This window comes from Enterococcus spodopteracolus, assembly GCF_030441955.1.
GTDB lineage: Bacteria > Bacillota > Bacilli > Lactobacillales > Enterococcaceae > Enterococcus_B > Enterococcus_B spodopteracolus.
In genome coordinates this window covers 530,020-547,007 of the sequence record NZ_JARJHD010000001.1, presented here as the reverse complement: position 1 = coordinate 547,007, position 16,988 = coordinate 530,020, and the positions used below count along the sequence as shown (strand labels likewise).

The window sequence follows — 16,988 nt, the reverse complement described above, 5'->3', positions numbered from 1 at the left end:
CCTCGAGAAATAAGGCGCCATCCACGAAAATTTTCTTCAAATTTGTGTGGATGGCGCCTTATTTCCGAAGAGGTTACTTCTGTTCCCGCCGTTTATTCGATTTTAGGTGGTACAAGAGGACTAATGTCCCAGACATCTTTCATTTTTTAAATCATTAGTTATCCTTGAGCGTTTGGCATTTCTTCTAAAGCTTCCAAGTATTTATACACTTGTTGCCCAGCAATCCCGCCATCGCCTACTGCTGTGGTGATTTGGCGTAGATCTTTTTCTCGTACATCGCCAATAGCAAACACACCAGGCATATTCGTACGCATATCTTGATCTGTTGGAATCCAGCCAGCAGCATTCGTGAGTCCGGCTTTGCGGAAAGGTTCAGTTAATGGATCTAGTCCAACGTAGATGAACACACCGTCAGCTGCTAATTCGATTTCTTCCCCTGTTTTTGCGTTGTGCCCTTTGACACCAGTAACGACCATATCATTTCCGATGATCTCATCAGTGATCGTATCCCAAACAAATGAGATTTTTTCGTTCGCAAATGCGCGATCTTGGATGATTTTTTGCGCTCTTAGCTCATCACGACGATGAACGATAACGACTTCTGAAGCAAATTGTGTCAAATACACAGCTTCTTCTACCGCAGAATCGCCACCACCGATCACGACTAAGCGTTTGTTACGGAAAAATGCACCGTCACAAACCGCGCAGTAAGAAACACCACGTCCAGCATATTCTTCTTCGCCTGGTACCCCTAATTTACGATGGATACAACCAGTTGCAATGATGACTGTTTTCGCTTCGTAACTTTTGTCTTCACAGATGACTTCTTTATAGTTGCCATGATCTTTGATATCTTGGACAATACCGTAGACATTTTCAGTTCCAAATCGTGAAACACCTTCATACATTTTATACGCAAGGTCTGGACCCATGATCGAATCAAATCCAGGATAATTTTCTACTTCTGCGGTGTTGTTCATTTGCCCACCAGGTGCCCCTTGTTCGATCATTGCTACTGATAAGTTTGATCGTGAAGCATACAAAGCAGCGGTCATGCCAGCAGGTCCTGCGCCAATTACGATTACATCATACATATGTAGATTCCTCCGTTTTAAAATCAAGTAAGCCTACTTTACAGCCAATCACACAAAAAGTCTATTGTTTTGCCTACGAGTTTCGAATAGATATATTATACTCGAAATCGATAGACAAAAACAATAGACATTCTTATTCTATCCTATTTGTTCGCTAGATTTTCACCATTCGAAGCAATCACTTGTTTATACCAATCAAATGATTTTTTCTTTGTTCGTTTCAATGTACCATTACCTTCATTGTCACGATCAACGTAGATAAAACCATAGCGTTTCTTCATTTCACCAGTTCCAGCAGAAACTAGATCGATACATCCCCAAGTCGTATAACCTAAAAGATCAACACCATCTAATTCGACTGCATCTTTCATCGCTTGGATGTGTGAAGCAAGATATGAAATGCGATAGTCATCTTCTACATAGCCATTCTCATCCGGAGTATCTACCGCTCCCAAACCATTTTCGACAATAAACAATGGTTTTTGATAACGATCATAAATATCATTCAAGGTTACCCGTAAACCTAATGGATCAATTTGCCAGCCCCATTCGCTTGCTTCTAAATAAGGGTTTTTCGTTGATTCAAAGATATTTCCTGCGGTTTGTTCTAATAGTTTTGGATCGGTTGTTGAAACACGAGAAGAATAATAAGAGAATGAAATAAAATCAACGGTATGTTGTTTCAATAATTCTAGGTCTCCTGGTTCCATTTTGATCTCGATGCCTTGGCGTTCCATTTCTTTTAGTGCATATGCTGGGTATTCTCCTCTTGACTGCACATCGATAAAGAAGTAGTTTTCACGATCTGCTTGGCGTGATGCCCAGACATCTTCTGGTTTACATGAATAAGGATAATAAGCCCCTGCAGCTAACATACAACCGACTTTATTCTCAGGGTCGACTTCATGCGCGATTTTTGTGGCAATCGCACTCGCTAGTAACTCATGATGAGCTGCTTGATATTTGACTTGCTCTACATTGTCGCCTTCTTCAAAATACAAGCCAGCCCCCATGAACGGTGCATGTAAAATCATGTTGATCTCATTAAAAGTCAACCAGTATTTTACTAATCCTTTGTAGCGGTTAAAGATCACGTGGCAAAGATTTTCATAGAATCCGACTAATTCACGCGAACGCCATGCCCCATATTCTTTGACTAGATGCATTGGGCAGTCAAAATGAGTAATCGTTACTAAGGGTTCGATTCCATACTTTTGACATTCTTTAAAGACATCTTCATAGAATTTCAACCCTTCTTCGTTTGGCTCTTTCTCATCACCTAATGGAAAAATACGGCTCCAGGCAATCGATAGACGGTAAGTTTTAAAGCCCATTTCTGCAAATAAGGCAATATCTTCTTTATAGTGATGGTACATATCGATGGCTTCTTTTGCTGGATAAAAATGTTCGTCATCAAACTCAAACATTTTTTGTTGACCGGTAATCACTGGAAAACGATCTGGACCAATCGGCACGACATCTACGTTAGCTAAGCCGCGCCCGCCTTCGTCGTATCCACCTTCACATTGATTGGCAGCTGTTGCGCCACCCCATAAAAAGTCTTTTCTAAATCCCATCGTTGTTATACTCCTTCCACTACACGTTTTTCTGACAATTTTCTTGCTAATTCATCTTGCACTTCGATGCCTTCTGCTGTTAGACGATCGATGGCTTCTTTAAATTGTGGTAAATACTCTTGATGAGCAATAAATAATTCATCCATCATACGTTTTGCTGTTTTACCAGAACGAACTAATGGGTTGATCGTAAATGCTTGTAACGCTGTCCCGTAATCACCTGTGACAGCTGCTTCGATTGTCAACAACTCCATATTTTTCATCACTTGTAACCAGCCACGTTCCGCTGTAGGTAATGAACCAAAAGCAACACTTCTTGCTCCTTGCGCGCCTACATACGCTGTTACTTCAACGACACAGTCTGCTGGTAGATCAGGCACGGCCCCATTGTTTTTCGTTGAGACAACGATTTGAGTTTCTTTATTGCCATAGATCGAAGCAATCGTTTCACACGCGGCATCCGAATAATAGGCACCGCCTCGTTGTTGTAATTGTTCGGGTTTATGATCGAGTTGCGGATCTTTGTATAGCTCAAACAATTCCGCTTCTGTTTGTTTGACTTGTTGTGCTCGCGTTCCGATCGTGTGGTATTCTTCCAACGCATGCTCCAACATTTCTTCTTCACGATAGTAATAGCGGTGATAGCCACAAGGAATCATTTTCATTTGATCTAGTTGTTCTCTAAAGAATGGCACATCGAATATGTTTTTTGGCAACCCGTTATCTTCCGCATAAAGTTGTTCGATCAAATCCTCCGTACGATCATTTCCTTTTGCATCCGCTACTTTGTGCCAATGAAAATGGTTCAGCCCAGCAAATTTATAAATCAACTCTTCTTTCTTTTCACTGATCATGACTGGCTCTGTCATCATTGCCATTACTGGAACATTGCACAATCCAATCACTTTGTTCCATTTCCCATAACGAACGACTGCTTCTGTCACCATACCGCTTGGATTAGCAAAATTGATCAACCAAGCGTTCGGACAAAGGCGTTTCATGTCTTCCACTACTGCTAAAATGACTGGGATCGTACGAAATGCTTTGAACATCCCCCCAGCTCCATTGGTTTCTTGGCCCAACATGCCGTAGTACGCTGGAATACGTTCGTCTTTTACACGAGCATCCAATTGACCGACTCGAAATTGTGTAGTGACAAAGTCCGCATCTTTCAATGCTTCTTCGCGATCTAAGGTAGCATAGATTTTCACGTCATATGGAGAAGCATCCCACATCCGTTGGGCCATTTCACTGACGATCGCTAGTTTTTCACGCCCAGCTTCGATATCGACTAACCAGATTTCACGAATCGGCAATTCATCGTAACGTTTGATGAATCCTTCCATTAGTTCCGGTGTGTAACTACTTCCGCCACCAATTGTCGCGATCTTGATTCCTTGATTCATACACTCACTCCTTCGTCTTTTTTACAACTCTATTATCATTTTTGTAAATAAAAGTCACAATACTTTTTGATGAATTTGAATAACCATTTACAAAATGATCGATATTCTTGCAATTTTTTGTAAATTTATTGCGCATAACAAAAAGAAAAATAATGAAAAAAACCAAATAAATCCTAATTTTTTAATCAAAATAAGTTAGTAAAGGAATCACTTCTCTTTTATTTGTTTCATTGACACACCATATAATACCGTTTACAATTATTTTACATACTTTTAACAAAAAACGTAAAAAAGAGGATCGAATTATGCTATTAAAGGAAAAGCTCAAACAAATCAACTTTTCACCTTCAGAAAGAGAAGTCATCCGTTTTCTCCAAGCCAATGAAACAACTCTGGCTGATCGAACGATTCAACAAATTGCTGAAACTTGCTATGTCCATCCTTCGACTTTGATTCGGATCGCCAAAAAAATGGGCTTTCATGGTTGGGTGGATTTTAGAGATGCGTTCATCGCTGAAACAGAATATCTGCAAGGAAACTTTCAAGAAGTGGACGCCAATCTCCCTTTTTCCGAAAATGAAGGCATCATGACGATTGCCAATCGGATTGCGGCACTTGAACGTATGACGATCCAAGATACGTTATCCTTATTGATGCACGACGATCTCCAACAAGCAAAACAACTTCTGCTGCGATCGAATAAAATCATATTATTTTCGAGTGACACTAACACATTGATCGCTCAATCATTCAAATTGAAAATGAATCGAATCAAACAAGAAGTGACCATCGTGCCAACTTCTGGTGAGTCTTATTACGATGCCTACAATTGTCAGCCTGAAAACTGTGCGATCTTGATCTCTTATACGGGAGAAAATCAGATGATGCTTCGGACTGCTGAGATTTTGAAAGAAAAAAATGTTCCGATTTTATCGTTGACGAGCATCGGTGAGTCAAGTTTGTCCACAGCGAGCGATGTGGTATTGCGACTGACCACACGTGAACGATTGTACTCAAAAATCAGTAGTTTCACGATCAATACGTCGATCTCCTATTTGTTGGATGTTTTATATAGTTGTGTCTTTGCTGAACATTATCGTGAGAACCTCGATTATTTGATCGAAGTCGGGCAAAAAGTCGATACACGGCAGATCAGTTCATCCATTATGAAAGAAGAACTATTTACCGATTCAATCGCAGATGGCGATTAGTCTACTTTTATAGCGGGAACGATAAGAGAGATTCATTTAGAACAAAGTTGCTCCTTGAAATCTACTCTCTAATTAAATAGCTGAACTTCTAAGAAAATAAGCCGTAACATCCAAAATATGAGAGGAAACCCTCGGATGTTACGACTTTTTTGGGAATCTGGTACTTAGAAACATTCTCCTGTGGAAAAATGCTTTTTAATACTAAGCTAACTTTCTAAAACCTTGATCTTAAAGGCTTTGAACTCATCAAGTCAACGCTGTGATTAACTCATCCCCATTCGTCACGATCTTCGATTGATTCTCGACGATATCGAGGTAATCTGCTGAATTAGTAATAATGACAGGGGTTTCTACACTATAGCCTGCGCTTTCGATCGCATTGATATTAAATCGCAATAAGACGTCTCCTTGTTTCACTTTATCCCCTTGTTTCACAAAAGACTCAAAATGTTTCCCTTGCAATTGTACAGTATCTAACCCAACATGGATCAATAGTTCTAATCCACTTTCAGAAACTAAACCGATAGCATGTTTTGAAGGGAATAAGGTCATCACTGTTCCATCAAATGGTGCAACGACTTCTCCTTTTTCTGGATAGATCAAGATTCCTCGTCCTAATGCACCTTTAGCAAATGCTTGGTCTTTTGCTTCGCTTAAAGATGCAATACCTCCTTGGATCGGTGTTTTGACGATTTCTTTGATTTTACTTTCTTTTTTCTCAGGTACTACTTCTTCCGTATCTTTCCAGAATAAGAAAGTCAAAGTAAACCCAACGACTGCAGCGATCGCGATGCCAATAAACGCATTGTACATTCCACTTGCATCACTTCCGCTGATAAAGTTGACAACCCCAAAAATACCTAAGCCGCCCATTGTGTAGCCGGTCGTACCGCTCATCATAAGAAAGATACCAGAAAGTGAGCCACCGATCATTGAATAGATGAACGGCATTTTTTTAGGGAGCGTGATTCCATAGATTGCTGGTTCTGTGACACCAAAAATTCCGGAGATAAACGCAGGCATACATAAGGCTTTCATTTTCTTGTCTTTAAACTTGAAGTACATTGCTAATACAACGGCGGTTTGTGCAAAACTTGCCCCAAAAACACCTACAAGCATTTGACTTGAGCCATTTTGTGCCAACTGCATGATCGCCAAAGGAATGATACTCCAATGTAGACCGAAGATAACTAATACTTGCCAGAAGAAGCCTAGAACCCCACCATATAATGCTGGTGAAAAATCCATCAATGCTTGGAAACCTGCACTCAACCACTCTGTTAATAAGCTAACGATTGGACCAATCACCAAAAAGCCAATCGGTAGAGCAATCAATAAGACCATAAACGGCACAACGAACGTTTGAACAACTGTTGGAACGATCTTCTTCGCAAATTTTTGGACTTGTCCGGCAAAAGCAATGATAAAGATAACAGGAACGACGCTCGATGTATAAGAAGCACCAACCCAAGGAATCCCCAAGAAACTTTCATATGCAGGTAAACCCAAGAGACTTAATGGCGCAGAGGCTCCTTGATTTGCTGCTTCAAATCCCCTTTGTAATGCCGGCCCTTGCACGGTCGGATAGACAAGGGCTGCACCGATCACGATGCCGACCATTGGATTCAATTTGAATTTTTTAGCTGCTGTATACCCTAAAATAACTGGCATGAAATAAAAGATCGAATCACCGATCCCATTTAACATGATATAAGTTCCGGAAGTCTGTTCATAGAATCCTAAAAAGATAAATAATGCATTCAATCCTTTGACCATCCCGGCAGCTGCTAAAGCTCCTAAAAAGGGCTGGAAACAACCACTTAAAATATCGATCAAACGATTAAATATATTGCCTTTCGCAGGGGCTAATTCCGCATCCTCTGAAATCCCTGCTACGCTTAATACATCTGCATATACGTCTGGTACATGATTACCAATGACTACTTGGTATTGCCCACCGCTTTTCATGACGGTCACGACACCATCCATATTCTTCAATGTCTCGTCATCTGCTTTACTTTCGTCTTTTAACCGAAAACGCAAGCGAGTCACACAGTGCGTCAAAGTACTGATATTTTCTTTTCCGCCAATATATTTCACTATTTCTTTTGCTAAATCTTGGTATTTTCCCATGTTCTTTTCCTCCAATTGTTTGATTGAAGGTTTAGCCAACTCAATGTCACTATCCTTTGGTACTCATTCGTTGAACCCACGACCCTCCTTTTAGTGATTTTTTAAATGATTATTATCTGCCAAACGAGCCAGATGGATCGTTAAGTAGACAATTTCATCGTCTGACATATGATAATTAAATGTTTCCTGTAAGAATAAAGCGATTTTGTCCACGCAGCCAGAAGCCGTTTGGTATTTTCGCTGGATCATCTGGATCAGCTCTTCCTCGACCTCACCTTCTTGGGTAAGGGACGTGTTCATCACACGGCTAAGAAAAAAACGAAGATGCGTGACAAATCGGAAAAAATAAATCGATTCTTCATCAAAGGGTGTCTGATAATAATAGCGAACGATATTCAAAATATCCTGAATGGTTTTCGTAAACTGGTACATATTGTTCATACTATCTTGTTCTGATTGTGCATTGACTAAATGAAGGGCAATGAATCCAGCTTCATTTTCGGATAAATCAAATCCATATTTATGATGGACTCTTTCAATCGTTTTTTTACCTATTTGGTATTCTCTCGGAAATAATTGCTTGATATCATATAATAAAACATTCGGTAATCCAACGCCGGTTTTATAACGTTTGATCGCATTGTATAAATGATCGTTCAATGAAATATAAATGGATTCATTCAATGTCACATCTAACTTTTCTTTCGTATACTCGATGATCTCATAGGAGAGTTCGAGGTATTCCATCGGAATATCCTCCGCTAATTTTTGAAAATGCCTCGACAGTCGATCATCTGTCAAATGAAATTCTTTATCCACACCCGCTTCTAAAATAGCATCACCAATCTTTTTTTTGAATGCTAATCCTTTTCCCATAACGATCATTTCTCGATTTAATTTGTCCCTTGTGACAACGACATTATTATTTAGAATTTTTTCAATCCGCATAATATCCCCTTTCTATGATTGTCACTCCTAAAAAAAACAAAAAAACCCAAAAAGTCGGCCATGGAATCGATTCATGGTGACTGATTAGGTTTAGCTTGCGTGATGCAATCACTATCCAACAGTATGTTCTTTTCTTCATAGTAGCGAAACAATTTTAAAATGTCAACGCTTTCTTTTTTATTATTTCTATAATTTATTAAAAAAATTATTTCACGTTAACATGGAAACTACCACTCCCCCAGAACAGCTATTAATCAGACAGTAAGAATAGCCGACTGACTGTTTATGATTTGAATCCCACTGCTGTCAATCAAATCATAAAAAATAAGCCTTGATCCTCAAAATTTGGCACGTTTTTGGGGATTCAAGACTTATGAGTGGAGGCTAACTATTTTTATCACGGTTTACGATACAAGTGTTTCAAAAACAGATACCTTTATTCTTCCCTGTTACTCACTTTGTAATTTGTACATATCTGCGTATAGCCCTTCTTTGGCTAAAAGTGTCTCATGATTCCCGCGCTCCACGATATGTCCGTTATCTAATACGAGGATCAACTCTGCATCGCGAATCGTTGACAGACGATGGGCGATGGCAATCGTTGTCCGACCTTGACGCATCTTCGCAAGTCCTTCTTGGATCAACACTTCTGTTTCTGTATCGATATTCGCAGTTGCTTCATCCAGAACCAAGATTTTAGGATCCGTTACAATCGTTCTAGCAAACGTGATCAATTGGCGTTGCCCACTTGAATAGCTTGCCCCTCTTTCAATCACTTTAGAATGATACCCTTTCGGTAAATCTTCGATGAACTGATTCGCTTGGACAAACTCAGCGGCTTCGCGTATTTGTTCATCTGTGATTTCGGGATTCATCATCCGGATGTTTCCAGCGATATCCCCATAAAATAAGAACGCATCCTGTAGTACTAGACCCATTTTATTGCGTAATTCAGCGATCGGATATTCCCGAATGTCATGGTCATCAATCAAGATCTGTCCTTCATAAAACTCATAAAAACGCATCAACACATTGATGATCGAACTTTTTCCACTTCCTGTATGTCCGACTAAAGCGACAGTTTCTCCTGGATTAGCAACAAATGAAATATTGTTCAATACATTGTTTTTTCCATCATAAGAGAAACTGACATTGCGAAATTCGATTTTTCCAGCAGTGATCGCCCGATCCGCTGATTCCTTTTGCTGTGGTGCATATTCTTCCGTATCCATGATTTTCAAAATACGACTTCCTGCGACTGTTCCGTCCGTAAACACACTCAAAAAGTCCATCATTTGTGACATCGGATTAAAGAATCCTTGAACATAGGTGGTGAAAGCAAAGATCAAACCGACTTCAACTGGCGAATGTAACGCATCAAGTCCGAACAACGTCAAAGTCAAGGCAATTGCTAAAGCATATAAAAAACTGATGATTGGACTCAAAAGAATCGAATTTGTCTTGATCATGGCATAGCGAGTCGCCAGATACTCTTCATTGACTTTCTCAAATTCTTTTGCTAAACGCGATTCTTGACGAAATTGTTGGATGATCCGCATCCCAGAAATCGATTCATTCAATTTTGTGTTCAATTGACTCAAGCGTTCCCGCATATTGCGATAGATCCTTGAACTGAATTTTTGGTAATACCAAATCACTATACCAAGTATTGGCAAGAAGACCAGACACCATAACGCAATTTTCTCATTGATCTGGAACATCGCGATAAATGACGAGACGACCGCAAAAATACCTGTTAAAACCATCAGAAAAACATACCAAAATTCAAACAAGGTTTCAGTATCATTCGTCACACGAGAAACGGTTGATCCTGCAGGTGTTTGATCAAAATAACGCATACCTAACGTATGCAGTTTCTCAAATAACTTCACCCGGATATGCTGGTAGGTCTTCAATGAAGCCATCGAATATAAATACCATTGGAAAAACCAAATGATACTTTTGATAATGACCCCAAATAGATAAAGCCCTGCAAAGAAAAGGATGACTTGTGTCGTTGCTGACTGCTTCGCCAAATGATCATCCATGAATGTTTGGATGATCCTTGGCAATAGCACATTGATGACTGATAATACTAAAGCAAATAAAATCGCAATGATGAATGTCGAGCGAAAGGGTTTAGCAAATTGCATCAACCGTTTAATGATCGAAGCTTGTTCTTTATAGGTCATGGATTTTGACCATTCCGACTGATATTGATCTTCCATTATTCGCCACCTCCTTCAATTTTTGCTTCTAATTGTTGTTTCTGCCACATTTGTTCGTACCAACCACCAAGAGCTAACAACTCTTGATGTGTGCCACGTTCAATGATCCGACCATGATCGATGACGATGATTTCATTGGCGTGCATGACACTACTTAAACGATGAGCCGCAATGATCGTTGTTTTGTTTTTCCGTTCTGCTTTAAGGTTACGTAAGATTGCTTCTTCTGTCTTAGCATCAACAGCGGATAATGCGTCATCCAAAATCAATAATTCGGGACTTTGGATCAATGCACGAGCAATCGACAACCGTTGCTTCTGTCCACCAGAAAGGGAGACCCCACGTTCACCGACCATTGTCTGGTACCCTTCTGGCAGTCCTTTGATTTCTTTGTTGATATACGACAATTCCGCTGCTTCTTCCACTTCTTCTGGTGATTTCTGTGGATTGGAGAAGCGAATATTATCTAGGATCGTCATCGAAAACAAGAAATGATCTTGTGGCACATAACCAATCGAGCGCAACAAGGCATCTAGTGAGTAATCTCTGATCGTTCGTCCGCCAAATTTGATTTCTCCTTGATAATGGTCATACTCACGCATCAATAATTTGATGATCGTGGTCTTACCGGCACCTGTTTTACCAACGATACCTAACGTATCACCTTCATTGATCGCAAATTTGATGTGTTCTAATGCTGGCTGTTCATCGTCTGGATAGGTAAATTGTGTGATTGCCACATTCAACTCACCTTTTGCTGGTGTCATTTCTGCTCCTACTTTTTCGACGATATGTGTTTTCTCATGCAATAGTTCATTGACACGATCATACGAAGCATTCCCTCTCTCTAGTACATTGAACAGACGCCCAATCGCAAACATCGGCCAGACAAGCATGCCGATATAACTGATAAAGGAAACCATCTGTCCAATTGAGATCGTACCATCCAAGACATAACTTCCACCTAAAATAATTGTCGCCACATATGACAAGCCAATGATCAATGTGATGAATGGATCAAAAAGCGCATCTAAAAAGTTTACTCGCTTATTTTTCTCAATCGCATCATCGATCTTTTCTTGGAAATCTTCCAAGTCTTGTTTTTCTTGACCAAAAGTTTTGATGACTTTGACACCTGTGATACTTTCTTGCGTTTTATCGTTGATACTTGAAAAGGCTTCTTGTGAATCACGAAACGCATCATGTAATTTTGAGCCTAAGATCCTTGAAGTAACTGCTAATAATGGCAATGGGATCAACGCAATCAAAGTTAAACGCCAATCGACGAATAGAACCATCGCAATGATCGTCGTTCCTCCAGTGATCACTGAATCTGCAAATGTTAAAATTCCTGCACCAGCCACATTTTGAATCGCGTTCAAATCATTTGTTGCATGAGCCATCAAGTCACCCGTCCGGTATTTTTGATAGAACAAACTATCCATTCGCGTAAAATGAGCAAATAGACGCTGGCGTAATTCTTTTTCAAGCCTAGCTGCGCTGCCCCAAATGTTCATTCGCCAAATATAGCGAAAAAGATATTGCAAAAAAGCTGCAATGATCAATACACCTATCCACAATGCAATGATTTGCATCGAGATATTTTGATCGGCGATTTCATCGATAATGATCCCGATGACTTTAGGTGGGATCAACTGCACTAATGCCACTGCGAACAAAGAAAATACGCCAATCAAATAGTGCTTCTTCTCTTGTTTAAAAAACCAACCCAATTTTCTGAAAATCGACATATATTTCCTCCTTCTAACTCCTAAAAATTCCATTTATTTCCGAGGTTGAATTACATCCTCAGATATCGTTGATCACAATCGAAAAAATATGATCGTCATACAATTTATAAAAAATAATCATTGATCGGTATGAATGCGCTTTTCTCAAATTGAGAAAAAGAAAAAAGCGAGCTGAAATCAATCAGCCCGCTTTTTGATGTTGTCGAATAAGAACCTACTTCTTCCCTTGGTTCTTCATCTGCTGCATCATCTGACGAATTTTCTTTTCAGATGGTTTTTGCCCCATAGACATCATCATTGATCTTAACATTTCCTCATTAACGGGAGGATTTTTTTCTAAGTAATCTTTCATATATTTACGCGCAAGAAAGAATCCACCGACTGCGCCGATTAACAATGCAATAACTGCAATAAGTACAACGATTCCGTTTGATACCATGTAAATCTCTCCTTTCCTTTTCCTAATTGCTCTCAATGATTCATTTTACTAAAACTTACAAAAAAAAGAAAGGCGTTTTCTTAAGAATATGTAAAAAAAGTCATTTTTATTTCATGATTATACAAAAACACCTATTTAGAAAGCGAGCCACATTTAATTTTTAGGTTAGCCGAATTTTTTTCTTTTATTTTTTCGTCTCTGGGTGTAGAATGAATTCGAAAAGAAATAGAAGGGTGGTTTTCATTTGAATAATCACGAGAATAAACATAAATGGATTGAACACACTAATGGGTTATCCCTTTCAGAAGTAAACGGTACGGTCAAAGTACCAAAAGGAAAAAGTTTCTTCCGCACCTTACTTGCCTATTCCGGACCTGGCGCACTCGTAGCAGTCGGCTATATGGACCCAGGTAATTGGTCAACATCGATCACCGGTGGCCAAAATTTCCAATACTTACTGATGTCAGTTATTCTGATGTCCAGCTTGATTGCTATGTTACTACAATATATGGCTGCCAAACTTGGGATCGTCAGCCAAATGGATCTAGCACAGGCGATTCGTGCTCGTACGAGTAAAACGTTAGGGGTCATTCTTTGGATCTTGACCGAATTAGCGATCATGGCGACAGATATCGCTGAAGTCATTGGTGCAGCGATTGCTCTATATTTATTATTTGATATTCCGTTGGCAATTGCTGTCTTTATTACCGTCTTGGATGTCTTTGTCTTGCTTCTTTTGACAAAGATCGGTTTTCGTAAAATTGAAGCGTTAGTTGTCTGTTTGATTTTCGTTATTCTATTTGTCTTTGTCTACCAAGTGGCGCTTTCAAATCCTGACTGGAGCAGTCTATTCAAAGGCTTTATTCCTAATAGCCAAACATTTGCTGAAGAACCAAAAATCGGTGGAGAGACTCCATTGACTGGAGCTTTAGGGATCATTGGTGCAACTGTGATGCCCCACAATCTCTATTTGCACTCTGCTGTTTCCCAAACCCGTGAGATCGATCGAAAAGATCCAGAAGATATTGCAAGAGCGGTTCGTTTCTCGACATGGGATTCCAATATTCAATTAACGATGGCTTTCGTTGTCAATGCACTTCTTTTGATCATGGGGGTTGCCGTCTTTAAAACTGGTGCAGTTCAAGATCCCTCTTTCTTTGGTTTGTATGAAGCACTTTCTGATCCATCTGCCATGAGTAACGGTGTCTTGATCGCCGTAGCAAAATCAGGCATTTTATCAACCTTATTTGCAGTAGCACTTCTTGCTTCTGGTCAAAATTCAACGATTACCGGTACATTGACTGGACAAGTCATTATGGAAGGCTTTATCCATATGCGCATGCCGATCTGGTTACGCCGTTTAGTAACTCGACTATTATCCGTCATCCCTGTGCTACTTTGTGTCTTGTTCACTAGTTCTAAAGGCACGATCGAAGAACATACAGCACTTAATAATCTAATGAATGAGTCCCAAGTATTCTTAGCTTTTGCCTTGCCTTTTTCAATGATTCCTTTATTGATGATGACCAACAGTCAAGCAGAAATGGGCAATCGTTTCAAGAATTCTCTGATCGTCAAAGTACTCGGCTGGTTTTCCGTTATCAGTTTGACGTATCTAAACTTACGTGGACTCCCAGGACAAATTGAAGCTTTCTTCGGTGATCAAGCTTCTAGCTCGACGATTGCCTTTGCTGATCAAGTTGCCTATATCATCATTATTGCTGTACTCGCCTTACTCGCTTGGACGATCGTTGATCTTTATAAGGGAAATAAACGCTATGAACAGCGTTTACAAGAGTTGTCGTGAGTTATTCACCCTCTAAGCAGGACAAAAAAGAAGCATAGGTTTTGACCTTTACTTCTTTTTTGTGGTTACTAAATTAGACAGTTCTATTTTTCATCATGAAGATAAATAACTACCACGACAATAGCTATGATCGTAAAAACAACCATCCACCAGATTCCAGTCTGAAAATTAGTAGTAGTCGAGACAATCAATGACAAACCAATTGGTCCACTGGTGCATGGTATTCGTCAAACTACTTGCGATACCTGCTAATTCGTCAGGTGCTTCATAGATACCAGCAGATGTCACTGGCGCTAAAATCATTCCTTGTCCTAATCCAAGGATCATCATAGGAACAAAGATCGTTTGCCAATAACCATTAAACGGGTTCGAAACCGCTAGTAAAATCAACCCTATTGCTAGTATTATTTCTTCAACAAACAATATCCTATTATTTTCAAATCGTGTAGTCATTCTCGGCAACTGCATCGCAATAATAAAATCAACTATCTTTAGTGGTAGAAAAGCAAATCCTGATTGTAACGCTGAAAATCCATATTGACTTTGCATCATTTGAGGTAAAAAGAACCAAAATGGCAGCATCACCATCATAAATAAGAGACGAGTAGCATAGGCACCAGAACGTATCTTATTTTTAACAAATCCGAGAGGAAGCATTGGCGAAGAAGTCCTTCGCTCCCAGAAAATAAACAAACCAAAAAATAGGATATCAATTAATAAAAAGTTGCTTTTCCCTTCAGTAAGACCGTAGATGATTCCTATCAGTCCGAGGATCGATAATAAACTTCCTAAATAATCAATACGTTTCCTTCGACGTTCCGAAGGACTCACATATTTCAATGTTAAAACCACTAGCAAAAGAGTAAATGGCACATTTATCAAGAAACCAGCGCGCCAAGAAATCAAGCTAGGCAATCCCCAACCAACTAACAAACCAATACTTGAACAAATTCCCGCAGTTGCTCCATAATAAGAGATCGCACGTTGCCTCATATTATTTTGATAAGCATCCATGAGCAATGCTAAAGATGTCGGAGCAATGATGGAACTACCTACTCCTTGGACACCACCCATCATGATCAACATTTCTGCTGTTTGTGATAATCCAATAAGCAATGAACTTATCCCAAAAATAAATAAACCAACTAAAAGAATCTTTTTCTTCCGAATCAATCAGAAAGGCGACCACTTAATAGTAAAAAACCACCAAAAGTATGCGTATATGCACTGGATACCCATGAAAATGCTCTTGCAGATAAAGCTAAACTTTCTCCTATCTGCATAGAACTAGTAAAAATAATAGAATTATCCATTAAAATCAAAAAATAGGATAATAAAGTAATTGGTAAAATGACACCAGATTTTTCTTTCTTCAAATTCCCTAACTTCTTTCTATTGCTTTTATTGTTTCGTCCTTTCACATTCGATTGTTTTAAGCTTTTATCCCTTTCACAAATCAATAGTCATCTATCATTTTTCTGTAGCCAACATTCTCTCCATAAACCATTCCACTTGTTGTGGTGCACATGGTCATGCTGTGTCGATCAACTGATATCCTGCTTTGATGGCTTGATAAACCGCTTCTACTGTTTCTTCTAGTGGTCCAAATCCCATTGTTAAGGTATCTCTACACCATTGTTCAATTTGATTGCGTTGATATTATTTCCTCCTTTTCTTCTTTACCTTTTCTATCCTAAACCTTGAAGTTAGATCCATAGCAAGAAAAAAATTTTTACTTTTTTTGAACCCATAATTTTTCGACTTTATCTGAAGTCATTTCCCCAGCCTTGAACTTCGCAATAAAGTTCATCATACGTTTCGATCTTATCAACCAGCAATTCTCTCACTTCCTGCATCTCCTCTAGTTCTTCTAACTGATCAACTAAAATCTGCTTTTGCGCTTTTTCCACTTTTGTGCATCACGTAATTGAGCCAAGTGAGCAACTTCAATGAGAGATTCTACAGATAAACCCGCATTACGTAAATTTTTTTGCTAAGTAAATCCAATTTAGGTCATTTGTTATGTAATCCCGATATCCACTCTCATTACAACTAACCGGCGGTATGACTCCTACACGTTCATAGTAACGGAGCGTATCCACACTAAAATCAAACATGTCAGCTGTTTTTTTGATATTTATTCCATCACCCTCCACTTCTATATAGGTTATCATAAACCCTAAAGTCAACTCCAAGGCAAATGATAATCAACAAATTTTCTTTATTTGATTGGTTTTCTTTTATTATCCGTTTCTTTCAAAATAAACATAACCTTATCCTTTTGATTTAAAATCAAGTGAACAACGAGAACAGAAGCAACTTCTTCAAAAAATAAGGCGTCACCCACAAAAATTGGAAGAACAAATTTCGTGGATGGCACTTTATTTCGCGAGG

At 39.2% G+C, this 16,988-nt stretch carries 10 protein-coding genes and 3 pseudogenes; 2 read left to right on the top strand and 11 right to left on the bottom strand.

The genetic code is table 11. The features are described from left to right. Positions 1 to 158 precede the first annotated feature (158 nt). The 3 genes from trxB to P3R27_RS02590 form a co-directional block, all read right to left on the bottom strand. Positions 159 to 1,094, bottom strand: coding sequence for a thioredoxin-disulfide reductase (gene trxB, locus P3R27_RS02600; RefSeq protein WP_034687362.1), 936 nt, complete (start codon positions 1,092 to 1,094; stop codon positions 159 to 161). Positions 1,095 to 1,237: 143 nt separating this feature from the next. Next, positions 1,238 to 2,671, bottom strand: a complete 1,434-nt coding sequence (locus P3R27_RS02595; RefSeq protein WP_019724140.1) for a 6-phospho-beta-glucosidase — start codon at positions 2,669 to 2,671, stop codon at positions 1,238 to 1,240. Between the two features lie 5 nt (positions 2,672 to 2,676). Continuing rightward, positions 2,677 to 4,077 carry a 6-phospho-beta-glucosidase gene (locus P3R27_RS02590; protein ID WP_034687366.1) on the bottom strand — a complete coding sequence of 467 codons (1,401 nt, stop codon included), beginning with the start codon at positions 4,075 to 4,077 and terminating at the stop codon, positions 2,677 to 2,679. A 305-nt stretch (positions 4,078 to 4,382) separates the two neighbouring features. On the opposite strand from P3R27_RS02590, the gene P3R27_RS02585 reads away from it, so the two are divergent. Continuing rightward, complete coding sequence (locus P3R27_RS02585) at positions 4,383 to 5,288, top strand: MurR/RpiR family transcriptional regulator (RefSeq protein ID WP_034687367.1); 906 nt, start codon at positions 4,383 to 4,385, stop codon at positions 5,286 to 5,288. Between the two features lie 246 nt (positions 5,289 to 5,534). On the opposite strand, the gene P3R27_RS02580 is transcribed toward P3R27_RS02585, so the two are convergent. From P3R27_RS02580 to P3R27_RS02560, 5 genes are all read right to left on the bottom strand, one after another. Continuing rightward, positions 5,535 to 7,421 (bottom strand): beta-glucoside-specific PTS transporter subunit IIABC, encoded by a 1,887-nt coding sequence (locus tag P3R27_RS02580; RefSeq protein ID WP_301356490.1) that lies wholly within the window; start codon positions 7,419 to 7,421, stop codon positions 5,535 to 5,537. A 90-nt stretch (positions 7,422 to 7,511) separates the two neighbouring features. Next, complete coding sequence (gene licT, locus P3R27_RS02575) at positions 7,512 to 8,369, bottom strand: BglG family transcription antiterminator LicT (RefSeq protein ID WP_301356491.1); 858 nt, start codon at positions 8,367 to 8,369, stop codon at positions 7,512 to 7,514. Between the two features lie 449 nt (positions 8,370 to 8,818). Then, positions 8,819 to 10,597: an ABC transporter ATP-binding protein gene (locus P3R27_RS02570; RefSeq protein ID WP_034687370.1), complete on the bottom strand. Its 1,779-nt coding sequence runs from the start codon at positions 10,595 to 10,597 to the stop codon at positions 8,819 to 8,821. After that, the gene (locus tag P3R27_RS02565) at positions 10,597 to 12,348 is read right to left on the bottom strand and encodes an ABC transporter ATP-binding protein (RefSeq protein ID WP_126134223.1); all 1,752 of its coding nucleotides are present in this window, start codon (positions 12,346 to 12,348) and stop codon (positions 10,597 to 10,599) included. Before P3R27_RS02565 ends, P3R27_RS02570 begins: the two co-directional genes overlap by 1 nt. Before the next feature lie 214 nt (positions 12,349 to 12,562). Continuing rightward, complete coding sequence (locus P3R27_RS02560; protein WP_010734944.1) at positions 12,563 to 12,787, bottom strand: YneF family protein; 225 nt, start codon at positions 12,785 to 12,787, stop codon at positions 12,563 to 12,565. A 244-nt stretch (positions 12,788 to 13,031) separates the two neighbouring features. Between P3R27_RS02560 and P3R27_RS02555 the strand changes: the two genes are divergently transcribed. Next, on the top strand, positions 13,032 to 14,594 hold the full coding sequence (locus P3R27_RS02555) for an Nramp family divalent metal transporter (RefSeq protein ID WP_034687375.1): 1,563 nt from the start codon (positions 13,032 to 13,034) through the stop codon (positions 14,592 to 14,594). A gap of 83 nt (positions 14,595 to 14,677) precedes the next feature. Here the strand turns inward: P3R27_RS02555 and P3R27_RS02550 are convergent. From P3R27_RS02550 to P3R27_RS02540, 3 pseudogenes are all read right to left on the bottom strand, one after another. Next, a pseudogene (locus tag P3R27_RS02550) lies at positions 14,678 to 15,970 on the bottom strand (MFS transporter). Positions 15,971 to 16,127: 157 nt separating this feature from the next. Further along, positions 16,128 to 16,252, bottom strand: a pseudogene (locus tag P3R27_RS02545) (aldo/keto reductase); the annotation flags it as partial. Positions 16,253 to 16,326: 74 nt separating this feature from the next. Next, positions 16,327 to 16,735 (bottom strand): annotated as a pseudogene (locus P3R27_RS02540) (MerR family transcriptional regulator). Positions 16,736 to 16,988: the final 253 nt, after the last annotated feature.